Origin of the sequence: Paenibacillus thiaminolyticus (genome assembly GCF_003591545.1) — a bacterium.
In the GTDB taxonomy this organism is placed as follows: Bacteria; Bacillota; Bacilli; order Paenibacillales; family Paenibacillaceae; genus Paenibacillus_B; species Paenibacillus_B thiaminolyticus_A.
Genome location: NZ_QYZD01000033.1, coordinates 29,709 through 48,535, shown reverse-complemented (window position 1 = coordinate 48,535; position 18,827 = coordinate 29,709). Strand labels below are relative to the sequence as shown.

The window sequence follows — 18,827 nt, the reverse complement described above, 5'->3', positions numbered from 1 at the left end:
AATCACACACCATACTTATCCGGTTCCCATTCGTCCGGTTCCCACTCGGGATTTCGGGCCGGTGCGGCCGCACCGCCTTCAGGTCCGCCTTCCCGTGCCCAATCATTATTCTCCTCGCTCCGCGCTATCGATGAACGCGTCCAGCTCTTCCACCGTCGGCATCGCCTCGGAGCAGCTGTGGCGGGATATGACGATGGCAGCCGACGCGCTGCCGTATTCCATTGCCCGCGGCAGCTCCCATCCTTGCATCAAGCCATAAATCATGGCGGACGCGTAGGAATCGCCGGCACCGAACGTTTTCAGCACCTTCGTCTTGAAAATGCCGCCTCTATAGGCTCCGCCCTCCTTCGTGTAAGCGATGGAGCCGTCTCCCCCGTGCTTGATGAGCACCACTTGCGCATGATGCCCGAACCATTTCTCTGCCGTCAGCCGATCATCCGCCTGATGACCGGCGAACTTCTCCATCATGTCGAACTCTTCGCGGGTGCCGATAATAAAATCGCACTTCTCAGCCGCAAGCTGATAGTAGATCGACGTCTCGGCTATGTTTTTCCACGTGTAAGGACGGTAATCCAAATCAAAGAACACGAATACCCCGTGCTTGCGGGCATAGTCCAAAGCGACAAATACCGCCTCGCGCGACGGGCTGGCGGCCAGCGCCGTGCCCGACACAAGCAGCGCCTTCGTCTGCTTAATATACGACTCCGACACTTCCTCCGGCTTCAGCAGCAAGTCGGCCGCGTTGTCCCGATACATAAGAATGCTACAGTCGGTTGGACTTTTGATTTCGGTAAAAGCCAGCCCGGTCACGGCGCCCGTCTTATCCACGGACAGTTGTGACGTATCTATCGATTTATCTTTTAAATACTGCTCGATGTAACGACCCATTTGGTCATCGGCCAGCTTGCCGATGAAGCCGCTCTTCATCCCAAGGCGGGCTGCGCCAATCGTAATATTGGCCGGAGAGCCCCCGACGTATTTCGTGAACGTCCTCGTCTCCTCCATCGGCCGATGAATCTCGTTCGCATTCAAATCAATGCACAATCTCCCGATCGCAATCAGATCAAACGGGCGATTCTCTGGAAATACCAATGCACCCATGCCCTGTCAGCACCTCCGTGCGTTCTGCTTCAAGCCATGGCAGGCAGGCTGAAGCAAAGCGATGATGTAATTACTGCATCCATGCATTTGAGTTAAGCGCTTACCTTACGGCTAATTATAGGCACACCTTTTCGGCGATGTAAACGCTTTTTTCTGCAAATTTTAAGTTCTTTATTTCACAATGTATCCTTTTATCATATTGAAAATATATCGCGTTAGATTGAGGATTGATGCGGATTTATCGGACTCCTAAAGATTTTCGCCTTGATAACGCATTATTTATCGCGTATAGTTGATTATGAGTTAAGCGCTTTCCCTTGCTTTACCTAGATTTTATGCTACCGAGAAAGCGGGGATATTCATGCTTCAAGTGGGAATCATCGGTGCCGGGCGCATCGGCAAGCTGCACGCCGGCCATATTCAACAGATGCGCGATGCGCAAGTTCGCGCCATATCGGACGTATGTATCGCGGGGTTGGACGGTTGGGCTTCCGGGCTTGGAATTCCGGTGGTGACAAGGAATTACCGCGACTTACTGAATGATCCGGACATTCAGGCCGTGTTCATCTGCTCGCCAACGAGCACGCACGCCGCAATCATTGAGGAGGCAGCCCAAGCAGGCAAGCATATTTTCTGCGAGAAGCCGGTCAGCTTCTCCGTGAACACTACGGAGCAGGCCGTGGCTGCGGTGAGAGCAGCAGGCGTGAAGATGCAGGTTGGGTTCAACCGCCGTTTCGACCATAATTTCCAAAAAGCACGTGACATCGTGCAAACGGGCAAGATCGGGACTCCGCATCTGCTGCGCATCACGTCCCGCGATCCGGAGCCGCCATCGGCCGAATATATTGCCACATCAGGCGGCTTGTTCATGGACATGACGATTCACGACTTCGACATGGCGCGCTACGTCATGCAGAGCGAAGTGATCGAGGTGTATGCCCAAGGGGCCAATCTGATCGATCCGCGCATCGGTGAATTGGGCGATATCGATACAGCCATCGTCAGTCTCCGCTTCGCGAACGGCGCCCTGGGCATCATTGAGAACAGCCGCAAGGCCGTTTACGGCTACGATCAGCGTCTGGAAGCATTCGGTTCAGCGGGCAGCGTCACGACAGACAATGACCGCGCATCCACCGCTCTAGTCTCTACGGCGGACGGAGTGCATATGGACAAGCCGTTATATTTCTTTTTGGAGCGGTATACACAAGCCTATATTCACGAGGTCGAAGAATTCGTTCGCGCCGTGCTTGAGGATCGGCCTGTCGCGTGCGACGCGAACGACGGACTGCAGGCGGAACGAATCGCCCGCGCGGCGAAAGAGTCGCTGCACAGCGGATGCCCTGTCAAGCTGGAGCATGAGTCCGTATCTGTGCACGGGCGGTAACAGCAAGCCCGGACAGGAACTTCCGGCTGAGATCTGCAGATGCGGAATGCTCATCCGGCCAAAAGGTTCTCTGTCCCATGAGGCCGCCTGTGGAAAAACTATTGGCTCGGGAGGAGATTCTTTCATGTCTAAATTAGTGGTTGCACCTGGACCGAGAGACGAACACGGCCAAATACTATCCGTCACGCCGCATTCCGCCGGCTGGGAGTATGTCGGCTTCGAAGTATATTCCTTGCGCCAGGGCGAGATCTTGGAACGGGCAACGAACGACCGGGAGGTCTGCCTCGTCCTGTTGAGCGGGAAGGCAAAGATAGAGACCGCCAAGCAATCGTTCGGTACGCTTGGCCATCGAATGAGCGTCTTCGATCGCATCCCTCCCTTCTCCGTCTATGTGCCGAATGATGACCGCTACACCGTTCAGGCAGAGACGGCACTGGAATTGGCCCTCTGCTCGGCGCCGGGCAAGGGAACATACCCCGCCCGCGTCATCGCGCCTGAAGATGTCGGCGTAGAGACGCGAGGTTCAGGCAGCATGGAGCGGCATATCCATAACGTTTTGCCGGAGCAGAAGGAGGCAGATAGCCTGCTCGTCGTGGAGGTCTTTACGCCCGCGGGACATTGGTCGAGCTATCCGCCGCACAAGCATGACCGGGACGATTTGCCACGGCAGTCGTATTTGGAGGAGACCTACTACCACGAAGTCAATCCCGCACAGGGCTTCGTCATGCAGCGGGTCTACAACGACGATCGCACGCTCGACGAAAACATGGCGGTTCCGCACCGGCATGTCGTACTGGTTCCGGAAGGGTATCATCCCGTCTCGGCGCCTCCGGGCTACGACTCCTATTATTTGAACGTCATGGCGGGCCCGAAGCGGACCTGGAAATTCCATAACGATCCGGCTCACGAATGGCTGTTCGCCAAGTAGTCTTCTTTCGTTGTTCCACATCATCACGATTCGGCAAGGTCGAGGAGAATGGATGTAGTCCATTCTCCTTTTCTTATCTAGAGATGTCGTCCTTTCTCCATTTGTTTCTATACATGTAGTCCATTCCCCATTTGTTGTCTATAATTGAGATAGTTAAGAGTATGCATGATAGGTTTACGTGGTAAGCCAGTTAGAGAGGTTTGTTTATGAAAGCAACCATTTATGATGTCGCAAAAGCTGCCGGCGTCTCTATCGCCACGGTGTCCAAGGTGGTCAATCAAACGGGCAACATCAGCGGGAAGACGCGGGAGCGAGTCACCCATGTTATGAAGGAACTGCAGTACCAGCCAAGCGTCGTCGCGTCGGCGCTCACGGGCAAAAAGACGTCCACCTTCGGCCTGCTCATCTCCGATCTGGCCAACCCCTTCTTCGCCGAGGTCGCCCGCAATTTGGAGGATCAGGCCCAGGCGGAAGGCTACAGCATCGTTATGTGCAGCACCGACAACAAGGACGACAAAGGCCTTAACTATATTTCACTGCTGCAGCGGAGGCAGATCGACGGCCTTATCGTCGCCTGCGAATTTTCGCGTTGGCCGCTGCTTCAGGAGAGCATTCCCGAGGGCTTCCCTGTTGTGCTCTTCTCCAAAGATATTCCTTCCTTATCCATGCATACCATTACCGTGGATGATCATAAAGGAGGCTACGTGGCGATCCAGCACCTGATTGCATTGGGGCACCGCCGCATCGGCATCGTCACGGAGGACAGCCCAAGCGGCGAGTACCGGGTGCGAGGCGCGAAGCATGCGATGAGCGACGCCGGCATTGCCGTCAATGAGGATTGGATTGTGAAAGTGAACTCCTCGTTAGAGGACGGCTTGGCGGGTGCCGCCCGCGTGCTGGGAACCGAGTCCCGGCCTACGGCATTGTTCACCTGCAACGACCTGCTCGCCGTCGGATCCATGCAATCAGCACAACAGCTGGGGCTGCGCGTGCCGGACGACCTGTCGATCATCGGCTTCGACGACACGATTCTGTCCCGAATCGTCGTCCCTCGCCTAACGACAATACTGCAGCCGATTCCGGAGATGGCCAAGGAGACGATTCAACTGCTGCTGCGCCAATCCGACACCCCAGATATGCCGAAGCAAAAAATTATGTTCCAGCCCCAGCTCGTGGAGGGTAACTCCACTACCGCGGTGGTTGAGCAATAAAACACAGGCAGGGCCGGAGCACCGTCCGGCTCTCCCATACCCCGCTTCCTCCGTATATTTCGTAGCCATTGTGAGTAGGGGTGTTATACCTCTTATAGCCAGTCTCCCTAAAACTCAGGATGCAGCGCCCGATCCCCCGGGAGAAAGAATCACGTCCTTCAGGAAAATGTACGTAGCAAGGAAGGCTCTTACTTAGCTCTTACTTAGCTCTTACTTAGCTCTTACTTAGTTAATTAGCTCTTTCTTAGCTATTACTTAGCTATTACGTAGCTATTAAGTAGCTTTTACTTTTTCGCCTTTGCCCTATTATTTGCTGTTACTTTGTGGTTGCCTGGCTGCTACTGACTATTACGTTGCATTTACTTTGTATTACCGTGCCCCTACCTCCGCCCCCCCCCTTTAGGCTCTTATAGCCGATATCCCCATAACTCAGGAATGGCGAGTCGATATATTCTCCAAGAAATTTCACACCGCATTTCGGGAAAAACCAGAAAATAAAAATCGACAGCACGAAATAAGCTGTACTTACCCGATTGTCACTGAAGTACCTAATAAGGAACGGGAACAATCCCATATATACTCAGGCAGCCGCAAGGAAGCGGCAATAGTTTCGCGAGGAGGTTGTCCGCCATAAGTACCGCTTTCTTGCCCCGTTGTCTGCACAGCATATCGTAGCCAAGGGTTCCCATCCTTCCGTATCGCGGGCCCTGCTATTTTCACGGTAACAAAATTCATCCAGGTAATACTGCAGATACTTGCCGCTAATCCCGCGGAACGTATCGCATAACCAACGCTGCGCTCGACGAAATGTAGCATACAATGGACTGTTATGCTTGACCCGAAAGCGCTGGCGGATAATAGAAACGTTCGACTCCGGAGCAGAAATATGTTCTTCGATAAAACGATCACGGCCGCAAGGAAGCAGCAGCTTCCCGGACATGTGCCGCCGGTTCACTTGCTTCATTTTATAGTGCCGTCCATCCCCATTCGGGGCCAGCGAAGCCGCCACAATAATCGGTTGCTCCCGCGGCGCAAGATCGACACTGGGATACAGTCTAGGGCCATTGAAGGCAATAAAGCCATGCACATGCTCTTCAAGCGGCTCCCTTTCATCAGCACAACTAATCGCGGTACGAATTTTATGCAGCATCGCCCATGCCGTCTTGTAAGTGACATCAATAATCGAGCGTAGTCTGACCGCATTAATGCCTTCCTTTGGATTAGCGACGAGCCAAATTGCGGCGATCCACTTCCGTAAAGGGGTTCTGCTCCCCTCGAAGATCGTGCCTACCGTCAAGGATGTCTGATGGCGGCAAGAGCCGCATTCATACAGAGGAAGGCGACGTGTTCGGATAACGTAAGCTTGGGGATGCCGGCAATTCGGGCAGCGGAAACCATGAGGCCATTTGAACGAAAACAAAACAGGAACACAAGATTCTTCCGTGGGAAAACGATTCATCGCATCATCCAAAGTGCCTACACCCAACCAGCCTTTCATCACAGCACACCCCTTAATATTCAAATAAAACAAACATATGTTCTTATATTTAAGGTACCAAACATATGTTTCCACGTCAAGTGTATTAATGGAATAACGTTTATCCTTTTTGGGTAATATCACCAAAAAACAAGAGATTTGCAGCCTTTGCCCGATTAATGAATGAAATGCTTGTCTTGACTCTTGATTTCCCTGAGGGGTCGGGAGATTCACCATAAGGCCTTAAGGAGTACCTGACATCGGGCGATTCATCGTGTCATATGGAATAACCTGAACCGTTGGGAGAGTCATCGTATAGTCGTAGGGAGTACCTAAGCTGTTGGGAAGACCATCATCGTAGAATTGCAGGGATGCCTGAGTTGGGAAGACCATCGTAGAGTCACAAGGATACCTGGGCTGTTGGGAGAACAATAGACTCACAAGGGTACCTGGGCCGTTGGGAGAACAATAGACTCACAAGGGTACCTGGGCTATTAAGAGAACCATCCATCATATAGTCACAGGGATGCCTGAGCTGTTGGGACAACCATCATAAGGTCGAAGGAAGTACATGGACTGTTGAGACATTCATTTGGAAGGTTGTACGGATTCTTGAACGGTAGGAGATTCACCGGGATGAGATTTCGAGCGGCCGCCTGAGTGGCTGGGATAATCAGCATAAGAGTATGGGAGAAGCATGAGAAGCATTGTGTAAAATTGTGTATGGATACGAAGGAATCCTGAGCGAATGGGATTCTGGTCATAAGGCCGGAAAGAGCAGTGGGAATCTTGCAATGGGCCCAAATCATAACAAGGTAAGAGCGGTATTATGATAAGACAATAGAGCACTTGCATCGGCGGCACCAAGCACCAATTAGCGTAACAGCGTCAACGAGACAAAAAGCGTCAGCCTGCTCAAAGCAGCTACCCGCGCTTAAAGCACCTACCCGAACAAAAATGCCGGCCGACATAAGATGTCAGCCGGCACGTATTTCCTTCCTGAATCCAGCAGCCGGAGCATTAAAAATAACAGCCTGCTAGTGTGCTCTACCGTAGATAAATTGTCTGTCCGTTCCGCTGTTCTCTGTCTAAAAAAAAGGGATAGGCGCATTGTGAACGTTCGGTTTACTTCTCGACCAGCAGCGGAACGACAGCGCCCGCTTCGACGTCAATCAGTCCGAGGTCGGTAATCTTGAGCGAAGGGCTGACCGGAAGCGAATGCGTGCTGAGAGACATAATCGGGTTATAGTGCTCGTAGCCGAGGGACTCCATCGCTTCGCGCAGCCGCTTCACCGCCGGGCCGAATTCGTCGAGCGGCTGCTCCGACAGAATGCCGCCAACCGGAAGCGGCACATGGGCGATAACCTCGCCGCCCTCCACGACGCAGAAGCCGCCTTGATCGGCAATGACCGTGTTGGCGGCAAGCGCCATATCCTCGGTGGAGTGGCCGACGACGAGCAGGTTGTGGTTGTCATGCGAATACGTCGTCGCGATGGCGCCGCGCTTAATTGTATTGCCGGTAATCAGGCCGTACGCGCGGTTGCCGTTTTTGCCATAGCGTTCGAATGTCGCGATGAGCCCGTACGGGCTGGTTTCCCATTGAAGACGGCCGTCTTTTACCTCGACAGGCTTGTGCAGCTCGCTCGTATTCGTCGTGCCGTTCACGACTTCCATCACGCGGTACGAATGGGCTCCGTCCTTCGCCTCGATCCGGACCTCGAAGTCGGCCGCGGCCATCTCGGCAAGCTGCACGCTGCGGTAGAAATGGGCCGGGAAGCGACGAGCGGCTTCCCCCTGCTCATAGGGCGCTCCGGCTTCATACGCCAGCTGCCCGTTCTTATATACGGCGTCGATCGTGAACTGCTCCAGGTTGCTGAGCAGGACGAAGTCCGCTGCCTTGTTCGGAGCAATGGCACCACGGTCATGCAGCTGCATGCGCCGGGCCGGCGTGTAGGTCGTCGCGTAGATTGCTCGTTCCGGAGCCATCCCCATCTTGATCGCCTTGCGCACGATATGGTTCAGATGTCCGTCCTGAACGAAGGAATCGGCCATGACGTCATCCGTGACGAAGCAGAACAGCTCCGCCACGTCTTCCTCGATCAAAATCTTCATGATGTCCGGCGTCATCGACTTCTCCTGAATCTCCAGGAACATGCCGTTCGCCAACCGGTCGCGCATGCTGGCCGGCGCCTGTTCCGTATGGTCGGAGTCGACGCCCGCGAACATGAAGCGGGCCAGTTCCAGATCGACCAGCTTCTTCGGTGTATGCCCCTCGATGACCAGCTTCGGATAGTGCGAGCGGACATGATTGAGGATGCGGTTCGTCTTGCAGTCCGGATCGCGCAGCACGTCGACCGAATTCATGATCTCCCCGAGGCAGACGACGCGCTCTTCCTGAAGCAGCGCATCGATATGCTCGATATCGATCTCGCCGCCCGCCGTCTCCAGCGGCGTGGACGGAACCGAGCTTGGAATGGCGTACAAAATATCGGCGGCGCAGCCTTCGCTGGCCCGGATCATTTCCTGCACGCCCTCCAGCCCGAACACATTGGCCATCTCATGCGGCTCGGATACAATAGTCGTCACGCCGTTGCGAATAATTCCGTGCGAAAATGTATGCGGCGTCACCATCGTGCTCTCGATATGCAGATGGATATCAACTAGACCTGGAATCAGATAGCGGCCGCGGCCTTCTACCGTCTGCGCCGCCTCGAATGTCTCGTCTCCGCGCTGGCCGACATACAGACAGCGCCCGTCGAGCACGGCGACATTGCCCGGCACGAATCGCTTCAAATATACGTTGAACACTTGCACTTCTTTTATTAACAAATCGATCTTCATGGCTGCACTCTCCTTGTTGTCCTCGTTCTACCACTACTCACCAAGGCTTAGGCCTAAATACGATGTTCGCATATGTTCTATCTCGTGCTTACGCTTCGGCGCGAACCAGAACAACTTTCTCCTTCGGCAGCACCAGCTTGACCGCCGTGCCGCGTTCGAACGGCTGCTCCATTTCGCGGTTAACGGTGAAGTCGCCAAGGGCCGTCTCCACGACATATTGATAGCTCCGTCCGAGGAAGGTGCTGATTTTGATGCGGCCAGGAATCATATTCCAGCCTGCCGCCAGCTCCTCGGAGGTCAAGCCTCCTATAGGTCCAGCTATAGCTCCAGCCTCCTTGCCAGCGGCCCCGTTCAGCCCGCCAGGTCTGCTGTCCGTGAAGACCTTCAGTTCGCCCTCGGCCAGCACGATCAGATCATCCGGCCGGATGGCGCCTTTCATCGCATCGGTAATCGGATGTCCTGAGCGGTGGATGACCTGCAGCCGCACATCCCCCTCCCCTTCGAGGGTGATGACGTTGCCGTCCTGCTTCATGCTTCCGATGTTGATGAAGTTGTTGAACCCGATGAAGCGGGCAACGAATTCGGTAGCCGGGTATTTGTAGATGTTCGCCGGCGCGTCCAGTTGTTCGATGATACCTTTGTTCATAATCGCCACCTTGTCCGAGATCGAGAAGCATTCCTCCTGATCATGCGATACATAGACGGTCGTAATGCCGAGTTGCTTCTGAATACGGCGGATCTCGACGCGCATGTTGACGCGCAGATTGGCGTCCAGATTGCTAAGCGGCTCATCGAACAGCAGCAGATCCGGCTCGATGACGAGCGCACGGGCAATCGCGACGCGCTGGCGCTGGCCGCCGGACAGCTCGCCCGGAAAGCGCTTCTCGAAGCCCTTCAGATTGACGATCTCCAGCATGGCGAGGACGCGCTTCCCGATCTCCGCCTTGCCGACCTTCCGCAAGCGCAAGCCGTAAGCGACATTGTCGAACACAGTCATATGCGGGAATAGCGCATAGCTCTGGAAGACGAAGCCGAAGTTCCGCTTGTTCACCGGCATCTTCGTGTAATCCTTGCCCTTGAACATGAACTTGCCGTCCTTCGCCTCGAGGAAGCCCGCGATGAGGCGGAGCGTCGTCGTCTTGCCGCAGCCCGAAGGGCCGAGCAGGGAGATAAGCTCCCCTTCCTGAATATTGAGCGAGAAATCTTTTAAAATCGTATTTTTTTCATAGGCTACCGCTATATTTTGCAAGGATAGGTATTCCATGGTCGTCAGGCCTCCGTTTATGCTAGTTATTTTTCGTGAAGTAGGAGAGTCCCATCAGGCGCTCGATCAAGAACATCAGCAGGGCCGTCACGACCATCAGCAGCACCGAGATGGCAGCAATGGTCGGGTCGAAATAGTTCTCGACATAGGTCAGCATCTGAATCGGCAGCGTGCTGACCCCCGGTCCGGTCATGAACACCGAGATGTCGACGTTGTTGAACGATTCGAGGAACGCGAGCAGCACGCCCGCAATCAGTCCCGAGCGGATATTCGGCAGCACGACCGTGAAGAAGGTCTTCAGACGGCTGGCGCCCAGACTCATGGACGCTTCCTCGACCGCATAGTCGAAGTTCGACAAGCTCGATGCGATGACGCGAATGATGAACGGCAGCATCAGTACGATATGCCCGATTAACAGGCTGGTATAGATCGGCAGCTGGAACTGAACGACCAAATATTTGAGCATCGTGAAGCCGAGCACGACGCCCGGTATCAGGATGGGCGAGATGAAAATCGAATTGAGCAGCCCTTTGCCCCGGAAATGGAAGCGGCTGAGGGCATAAGCGGCGGGAACGCCGATAAGAAGCGCGATCAGGTTCCCCGCCAGCGCGACGACAATCGTCACCTTGAACGTCGTCATGAACATCTCGACGTCGAAAATATTGCGGTACCAGCGGAAGGAGAAGCCTTCCGGCGGAAATTTGAGCACGGAGCTGTCTCCGAACGACGTAGCCATTATGATAAGCAGCGGCCCCAGCAAAAAGAGAAAGACGAGAGCCGTAAACAGGGCAAGTCCGCGATGTGTGTCCTTCATGTTCGTTACCCCTTCGGATTCAATTTGCGCGCTAGCTGGTTCATCAATCCGATGATGATGAACGTGACGACAATCATCACTGTGGCGATAATGGATGCCATCGTCCAATCATTGAGCGTCATCGCGTTCTGATATAGGAACGTGGCGATAACGCGCTGCTTCCCGCCGAGCAGCTGCGGCGTCGTATAGGCCGTCAGGCTGCCGACGAAGACGAGAATGCTGCCGACGATGAGCCCGGGCACGCACAGCGGCACGATGATTCTCATGAAGCCTTTGAGGCGCGAGGCGCCCAGACTCTCGGAGGCCCGCAGCAGATCGCCGTCGATGTTCTCCATCACCCCGACGAGCGAGATGATCATGAGCGGCAGGAACAGATGGATTAGGCCAATTATCATGGCCGTCGGGGTGTACAATATTTTCAAGGGCTCGTCAACAAGGCCGATGCCGGTAAGCAGGTTGTTGACAATCCCGTTTTTGCCGAGAATGACCATCCAGCTGAACGAACGGACAATCGCGCTCGTCAGCATCGGGAACAGCGCCAGGGCCAGCAGAATGCCTTTGACCCGGGCCTTCTTTTTGGAAATGTAATAGGCCGTCGGGAAGCCGATAAGGATGCAGACGGCAGTCGTTACAAGGCTGACTTCCAGGGTCGTCAGCAAAATTTTCAAAATATACGGATCACCGAGCAGCTTGACATAGCCTTGAATCGTGAACTGCCCTTCATTGAAAAAGGTGGACCCGATCGTCAAAAAGATCGGAATAATCATAAAAACGGTAAGGAACAGAAGTCCCGGCAGCAGCAGCAGCCACAAAAATCGTTTTTTCATAGGTTGTGTTCTCCTGTTGTCTTGGCTTGTAATCCGCTAGGGTGGAATAAAAAAGAGGGTGCGTATTCCAGCAGCCCTCCCTACCTTCTATACATCCCGGCCTACTCGATCTCCCGGTTCCAGCGGTCGATCCAGTCTGCCATCTCTTGATTCACCTTGCGCAAATCCAATGTCTTCAGGTTCTCGACGACGTCTGCACCGTAGGTCATGCCTGTGGTTTGCTCTTCCGTCAAGGTAACGAGCTTGTTGGTCGGGGAATCGACCCGATCGAGCGCATTGGCTTGCTGCACTTCCTGGCTCAGATGCCAGTTGATGAATTTCTCAGCCAATTCTTTGTTCTTCGATCCTTTGACGACATTGACCGTGTTCAGCAGCGCATACGCGCCTTCCTTCGGCGTTACGAACTGGGCCGACGGCACCGCCTCCGACACACTGCCATAGAACGTGTCCTGCATCGGCGCGATGACAACCTCACCCTGCGCGAACATGTTCACGAGATCGGCCGACTTGGAGTAATATTTGACGACGCCCGGATTGATCTCTTTCAGCGCCTTGAAGGCCGCGTCGGTGGCCATATCCATGCTGCCTCCATGCTTGGCCGCCATGTCGATCAGCATCGGGCCGGTCGTAATCGTAATGTTCGGCAGCGAGAGCTTGTTCTGGAAGGCCGGCTTCCACAGATCCTCCCAGGATTCCACCGGCTCCTTCACCTCATCCGCGTTGTAGACGAGGCCGAGCTGCGCGACTGTATGTGCCGGGCCATAGTCTTGGCCAAGCGGGGCCTTGGCGATATCGTACAGGTTGTCGATATTCGGGATGTTATTGCGGTCGATTTTCTCGAACAGCCCTTCCTCGATGCCCTGCAGCGCGTAATAGTCGGACAAGTAGACCAGGTCGACCTTCGAGCTGCCCTGGCGAATCTTGTTGAGGCGGTCGGTGTTGTTGCCAATCTCGGTGACGATCTTGACATTGTATTGCTTCTCGAACGGCTCATACAGGTTCTTCTTCATTGCATCTTCGGCAAATCCCCATGTCGAGATGACCAATTCCGTCGGCTTGTCCTTGCCTCCTTCGGCATTGTTGCTGCCGGAGCAGGCTGCGAGCAGCGTGCCCAGGGCAAGTATCATAGCGAGAGTCGTTGCGAGTTTTTTCATGAAGTCAGTTCCTCCTGGATGCGATTCTTGGATGAAGCCAATGAACAGCTGGTATAACGTCTGCTGCACGGACGATGCCGTATGCATGCCGCCGGTGCGCTGAATCTATTAATGTCCGCCCATGAACACGTAGCGGAGAATGACGAGAACGAACAAAATCCACATCAGCCAATGTATTTTATATTTCTGCTCTCCCTTGCCGAATACGTTCGCGACGAAGGCCAGCAGCACGTAGCCGAGAATACCGAAGGAAATTCCGTTCGCGATGCTGTACGTGAACGGCATGAATGTAATCGTCATGAATGCCGGAATGCCGATAACCAGGTCATTGAAGTTGATCTCGCGCACGGCTTGCATCATCAGGACCCCGACGACAATCAGCGCCGCCGCCGTAGCCGGTCCCGGAATGAGGGCAATGACCGGCGCCAGGAACAAGGCGAGCAGGAAGCAGATGCCCGTCGTGACCGAGGTCAAGCCGGTGCGTCCGCCGGCTGCTACCCCGGCCGAGCTCTCGACGAAGGCCGTCACGGTGCTTGTACCGAGCACGGCGCCCCCGCCGACCGCGATGGAATCGACGAACATGGCTTTGCCGACGCGCTTGTTGCCTTCTTCGCGGTTCTTCATGAAGCCGGCGCGGTTCGCCGTGCCGACCAGCGTTCCGAAGGTATCGAACAACTCAACGAAGGTGAATGTCAAAATAATCGACACAATGCCGACGCCCATAATGCCGGCGAAGTCGAATTCGAACACCGTCATTTGCGTCAAGTCAGGCACCCATTGAGCGCCCTGCAAGGAGCTGAAATCAATCAATCCCATCGGAATGGCAATCAGGGCCGTTCCGATGATGCCGAACAAAATCGCGCCCGGCACGTTCAAAATCATCAATACCGAAATGAGCGCCAATCCGATAATGGTGAGCAGCACATTCGGGTCGGTGAAGCTTCCGAGTCCGAATACGGTCTCGAAGCCTTGCAGCGGCGTAAATACCCCACTGGGCACGTCGTTCACCGCTTCGACAGATACCGACAGCAGGCCGCTGTTCTTCAAGCCGACAATCGTAATGAATAATCCGATACCGACGGTAATCGCATGCTTCAACGCGTCAGGCACAGCTTCGAGCAGCTTCTGCCGAATATGCGTGATGGTCAGCAGGAAGAACACGATCCCGGAAATGAATACGGCGGTCAATGCCATCTGCCATGTAATCGGGTGATCCGAGCCGGCTGTCGATACGATGACCGTAGCGAAATATGCGTTAAGTCCCATCCCCGGCGCCAGCGCGACCGGGAAGTTGACGAAAATCCCCATCGCAATCGTGAAAATTCCAGCGGCAATCGCAGTCGCGAGAAAGACGGGATACCATTCCATGCCAGTCTTGCCGAAAGCGGTCAAAATGTTCGGATTGACGGCCAAAATATATGCCATCGTCATGAAGGTCGTAATCCCTGCCATTATTTCCGTTCTTACAGTCGACCCTTGCTCCTTAATTTTGAAGAAGCGATCCATGCGTTTACATCCTCCCTATGAACTCAATAATCATCTCTCTGTTCCGAGTAACCTAATGCCGCACTTCCCGCTTCCGCAGCACCTTCCCTTACAAAGGACAAAAAAAGAACTCAGGAGATTCTCCCGAGTTCCGGCTAATAAGGTCGGCAAGCTGCACCCGTCATTCACCTGAACGCTGCGCTCCATCCCTTGTCAATGGGAAAGCGCGCTGCAGCAGGCAGGGCAGATCGTTCGGACAGACGTATGCGCAGTCCGGTGCCAAAATCCTTCGTAGCCAGATCATTTACGGTGATCTCGTAGAAACTCCCGGGCCAATTCCCGGGATTATACGAAAAAGAGCACGTATGAGGTTACGTACTCATTGTATAGCTTACACTCGAATTTTGTCAACGGTAAATCCGAACATTGATATACCAAAGTTATGATTCGTTCGTGTTTTCTTCCACCTATAAAAATGTTGCCTTTCTCCCATCCTCCCGTCTAGTAGACGGTCAAGATAACCCTTTGCTCTTTAAATAGATCGTCTCATTTGCTGAACAAATTTCAATAACGAAACGATGCCAACTCCGATAGCCCCGCCGAATATGATCTTTTCTGGAGCGGTTATAGTTTCAGCAAAAAATTTATAATAGACGACAATCACTAGGCAGAGAACACACAGAATCAAATAAAAGATTTTTTTCCTCATTATTCCGCTCCTTTTCCACCAAATGTCTATCCGATAAGTAATATATCCTATTTGCTAATGTTTTCTCCAAATCCTGCAAATGACTTACGAAAATTACGGATTTGCTCTCTTCATAACTGTATTGCAGCAAAAAATCAATCATAATCTGCTGAGATTCCTGATCCAAAGCCGATAAAGGTTCATCCAAGAGAAATATTTCCGTCTCTCTTGCATACATACCGATAAAAAACAGCTTATGTTTCATTCCTAAAGAATAGCTGGAGACCGTTTTATCCAATGCGTCTGTCAGATTGAACTTCCCAGCCAAAGACTCTGCTTTTTCCCAATATAAATGTTTATCTTCTATCCCCCACATGTGCAAAAAGAATGCAAGGTTTTCCCTTCCTGTTAACAGATCATACAAGTAAGGTGTATCAGAAATATAAGCGATCCTTTTCTTGTATGCTCGCATGTCTTTCACAGGCATTCCATTGAATAGAATGGACGCCTCCGTATAAATGAGTCCAGAAATAATCTTTAGCAGGGTGGATTTCCCGGAGCCGTTTTTCCCCTTGATGCATACTCGCTCGCCTGGATAAATTCGTAAAGATAAATGTTCCAGAACAGGTTCTTGGCGGTAGGAGAAAGTCAAATCATCGATTTCGAGTTTAGGATACATAACTGATTACCCCTATCGAGTTAGTGATCACAGCCACTACAGCGACAATTCCGCAGAAAAACAGACAAAAGCCTTTATTCAATCCAACATATTGATGAAGCCCGTAATAAAATACTCGAACCGCCATAAAACTAATTACCCAGCTGCCAACTAACGATCCGAAAATGACAATGGGATAGTGAAAAGTGACTTGTAAACAAATAAGCAAGGCGCCAAACATAAACAGGAATGAATTTACGCTTATAATAATTGAATACGTCTTCAATAAAACGATTTCTACCCGAAAAATTAAACAAATCAAGGCAACGATTATCGTGTATATGAAATTCAAAATATAAAAAAATGGTATGACCAACACAGTTGCCAAAACAAGGAAAGTAACCGTTTTGCTTATTTCTTCAATATCCATCATCCTGACCATGATTAGGCCGAGAAAAAGAGAAGAGAAAAACAGCAATATTAAATTATATCCTAATAAATGTTTCGGATTTACATCTCGATGATGTAAAAAGGAACCGGGTTGAAACCAAAGTTTGTACATACTATCCCCCTCTTCCATTTAACCGGCTTGGGCTTCAAGCATCACTGCGCTGACATGTGCTTCAATGAAACTGGCCAACAGCAGCAGCAGGATAAATAAGGCTGATATCACCATACAATCCCTTGCGACAGTTCTAAGTTCCCCTTGCCTATGTTCCACACCTTTCATATATAACAACAAATATTTCCCGAAACTGAATCCCATAGCGGCACATAGCATGAGCGCCATAGATTCGGGAAAAAAATGCGGTACTAACCCTTCCATAATCGGTCTAAGCCCATAATTGGACGTGACACCTATAATTGTATATCCAATGATATACCCATTACAGAGAATAATAAGCGATGATAAAACTCCCCCAGTGATTAGACCGGATGAAATAATGATTAGACCTACAACGACATTATTCTTAAAAATGTCCCACATGCCGGATTCCATTGGCGCGAAACTGGGAGTATCCATAACAGACCCGGATAATATTCCCGCCAAAATTCCCGCCGCATAAAAAGCCGCACTTATAGCAAATAATATTTTCCACCTGGAATACAATTGAGCGATCATGTCTCGAGCCACACCCGCTTATCAATTTCTTTCAAGCCTCTGGCTGTTATCTTTTTAGCCATGAGCATTAAAGCAAGACTGACTATCGTGAAGTACACTGCAATAAAAAAAGGAAGGAAGTCTGAAATCTTGGATGGTATTATAAATGCCCCAAAATATAAAACAAGCATTAATGGCATAATAATGAACCTCCTTGGAGCAGTGTCAACTAGTGCTCGAAGCTCCAGTTCTTCTTTTGTTTTACCGATCTCTTGAATGCTTTTAAAATTGAATTTGGATATGAAAGGGGTAGAATATAGTTCAAAAAACGGCAGTGCCCAATAAGAAACCGACAAGATAATCAAAAATAGGCTGGAGGATACCGTAAAACCTTGAAGCGCACAAAGAACGCAATTTATGATGAAGATAATCAATCCCGGTACTATCATCATACATCTCATCAGCTTCATTTTTGCTTCAAACAAGAGCCGGATAGAATTCCCGGATAGTCTTATCAGATTTACATTTTTCCCTTCCGCACTAAGCAGGAATAAAAAAGGATATTCCGATCGAATGCCGGAAACATGATTTGCGACTGCTAACATTGTAAAGATACAAATCACAGAAACAATAAACCCAACATTTTGTAATGACAAGACTAGACCGACCGCAATTCCTGAATAAAAAAAGATTTCCGTCTCAACAAGCGCAAGTGAAAACAGCCCAGAGGCCAAATGCTCTCTGTTTCTGCCCATCATTGTAATTTCCCTCTCCACCATGTAATCCTTCCTATAAACCAAGTTGTTAAAGTAATGAAGAAGAGAAGTATAGAAAGAGAGAAAATCTGTGTGTTCTATTCGCTTCAACTGATTGTATTTATAAGGAAAGAGTTTGCATATAGTCGGAATAAGAATCGAACACCCCACACATAGCGCAAGCAAATGCAATAGATTAGGAGACTGGAACTGCTCATGCAGGTATACATGCGGCAACTTGGAATCGTAGACAATGTTCAACAGTCTATTCATGCCAGTGCTCCATTCTGCAGCTACGGAAGTGAGCAGATGGTTCCATATTTCCTCGCTGTTTAAGGCCTGCAGCGATGTAATATGCATTCTGAATGCGCGGATGTAGGGGAGGACCCATCGAATCAAGAGGAAACCAGCCTCAAAACAAATCAGGCTAAATAAGATGTAAAAAAGAAACCTTATCCATCCTACAGGCTTGCAAATTTTGTAGATTATGTATCTTCCAAAAAGACGGTTGCTAATGATAAACAGCAGAAAGGAAAGACAAAGCAGAAAAAAAACGCCTGTCACGGCCTCGATAAACGTAAGTCCATGTATGAGAATGAGTAAGGCGAACATCGTCGTATATAAACCAATATTATTAATTAATGACCAGATAAATTCCTCTGCCACGAGTAAACCGAAGATGAACGATTCACTTCTGGGAGAAGATAATAACAGTTCTTCATATACGGGCATATGCGTTCTTCTCCAAGCAGACATTCCAACGATAGCAGGGTAAAATAGAAAAAACAAAAAAATGGAGGCGCTCCAGTAAAAAGCATATTGTTCATTGTATACAAAATTCCACAATGCCCATATGAAAAAAAATGAAAGTACAAATTTAATAGTTAAAAAAAGAAGGTATGCTTTCGTCCTGCTCCATCTGTTTAAAAATTTGAAGGCGGTTGATAACAATAGCGAAAATTGCCCTGCGATTCTAATTTTAAGATGCAATACTAAGAGCATGCTGAATGGCAACAAAAAGTTCATTTCTGTTCAGCCCCCTGTCTAGGGGGTCTGTCCGATAGGCTTCCAGGGAAGATATGTATTATTGTAGCGCTTACCGGACAGACCTCTAGCTTACGTATTGAACAATAAATTT

15 protein-coding genes and 1 riboswitch are annotated in these 18,827 nt (G+C 51.1%); of the genes, 3 read left to right on the top strand and 12 right to left on the bottom strand.

Features of this window, described 5'->3' with window-relative positions:
- Positions 1-105: 105 nt before the first annotated feature.
- Positions 106-1,101: a 5-dehydro-2-deoxygluconokinase gene (gene iolC, locus DQX05_RS24625; RefSeq protein ID WP_119795997.1), complete on the bottom strand. Its 996-nt coding sequence runs from the start codon at positions 1,099-1,101 to the stop codon at positions 106-108.
- Between the two features lie 361 nt (positions 1,102-1,462).
- On the opposite strand from iolC, the gene iolG reads away from it, so the two are divergent.
- The 3 genes from iolG to DQX05_RS24610 all read left to right on the top strand — a co-directional run bounded on the left by iolG (position 1,463) and on the right by DQX05_RS24610 (position 4,624).
- The gene (gene iolG / locus DQX05_RS24620; protein WP_397335989.1) at positions 1,463-2,485 is read left to right on the top strand and encodes an inositol 2-dehydrogenase; all 1,023 of its coding nucleotides are present in this window, start codon (positions 1,463-1,465) and stop codon (positions 2,483-2,485) included.
- A gap of 124 nt (positions 2,486-2,609) precedes the next feature.
- On the top strand, positions 2,610-3,413 hold the full coding sequence (gene iolB, locus DQX05_RS24615) for a 5-deoxy-glucuronate isomerase (RefSeq protein WP_119795995.1): 804 nt from the start codon (positions 2,610-2,612) through the stop codon (positions 3,411-3,413).
- 206 nt (positions 3,414-3,619) lie between these two features.
- Positions 3,620-4,624: a LacI family DNA-binding transcriptional regulator gene (locus DQX05_RS24610; protein ID WP_119795994.1), complete on the top strand. Its 1,005-nt coding sequence runs from the start codon at positions 3,620-3,622 to the stop codon at positions 4,622-4,624.
- Between the two features lie 580 nt (positions 4,625-5,204).
- On the opposite strand, the gene DQX05_RS24605 is transcribed toward DQX05_RS24610, so the two are convergent.
- The 11 genes from DQX05_RS24605 to DQX05_RS24555 all read right to left on the bottom strand — a co-directional run bounded on the left by DQX05_RS24605 (position 5,205) and on the right by DQX05_RS24555 (position 18,715).
- Entirely contained in the window at positions 5,205-6,122 is a 918-nt protein-coding gene (locus DQX05_RS24605; RefSeq protein WP_119795993.1) for a transposase, read from the bottom strand.
- 1,104 nt (positions 6,123-7,226) lie between these two features.
- Positions 7,227-8,942 (bottom strand): adenine deaminase, encoded by a 1,716-nt coding sequence (locus DQX05_RS24600; RefSeq protein ID WP_119795992.1) that lies wholly within the window; start codon positions 8,940-8,942, stop codon positions 7,227-7,229.
- Between the two features lie 88 nt (positions 8,943-9,030).
- On the bottom strand, positions 9,031-10,206 hold the full coding sequence (locus DQX05_RS24595; protein WP_119795991.1) for an ABC transporter ATP-binding protein: 1,176 nt from the start codon (positions 10,204-10,206) through the stop codon (positions 9,031-9,033).
- Between the two features lie 22 nt (positions 10,207-10,228).
- Positions 10,229-11,020: an ABC transporter permease gene (locus DQX05_RS24590; protein WP_111155980.1), complete on the bottom strand. Its 792-nt coding sequence runs from the start codon at positions 11,018-11,020 to the stop codon at positions 10,229-10,231.
- A gap of 5 nt (positions 11,021-11,025) precedes the next feature.
- Positions 11,026-11,847 carry an ABC transporter permease gene (locus DQX05_RS24585; RefSeq protein ID WP_119795990.1) on the bottom strand — a complete coding sequence of 274 codons (822 nt, stop codon included), beginning with the start codon at positions 11,845-11,847 and terminating at the stop codon, positions 11,026-11,028.
- A 101-nt stretch (positions 11,848-11,948) separates the two neighbouring features.
- Positions 11,949-13,001: an ABC transporter substrate-binding protein gene (locus DQX05_RS24580; protein ID WP_119796007.1), complete on the bottom strand. Its 1,053-nt coding sequence runs from the start codon at positions 12,999-13,001 to the stop codon at positions 11,949-11,951.
- Positions 13,002-13,109: 108 nt separating this feature from the next.
- On the bottom strand, positions 13,110-14,507 hold the full coding sequence (locus tag DQX05_RS24575) for an NCS2 family permease (RefSeq protein WP_119795989.1): 1,398 nt from the start codon (positions 14,505-14,507) through the stop codon (positions 13,110-13,112).
- Between the two features lie 251 nt (positions 14,508-14,758).
- Positions 14,759-14,859: riboswitch (purine riboswitch) on the bottom strand.
- A 271-nt stretch (positions 14,860-15,130) separates the two neighbouring features.
- The gene (locus tag DQX05_RS24570) at positions 15,131-15,853 is read right to left on the bottom strand and encodes an ATP-binding cassette domain-containing protein (RefSeq protein WP_119795988.1); all 723 of its coding nucleotides are present in this window, start codon (positions 15,851-15,853) and stop codon (positions 15,131-15,133) included.
- A complete protein-coding gene (locus tag DQX05_RS24565) occupies positions 15,843-16,394 on the bottom strand; it encodes a hypothetical protein (RefSeq protein ID WP_119795987.1) in 552 nt (183 codons plus the stop codon). The genes DQX05_RS24570 and DQX05_RS24565 overlap by 11 nt, the downstream gene beginning before the upstream one ends.
- An 18-nt stretch (positions 16,395-16,412) precedes the next feature.
- Complete coding sequence (locus tag DQX05_RS24560) at positions 16,413-16,955, bottom strand: stage II sporulation protein M (protein WP_119795986.1); 543 nt, start codon at positions 16,953-16,955, stop codon at positions 16,413-16,415.
- Positions 16,952-18,715, bottom strand: coding sequence for a hypothetical protein (locus tag DQX05_RS24555; protein WP_119795985.1), 1,764 nt, complete (start codon positions 18,713-18,715; stop codon positions 16,952-16,954). Before DQX05_RS24555 ends, DQX05_RS24560 begins: the two co-directional genes overlap by 4 nt.
- Between the last annotated feature and the right edge of the window lie 112 nt (positions 18,716-18,827).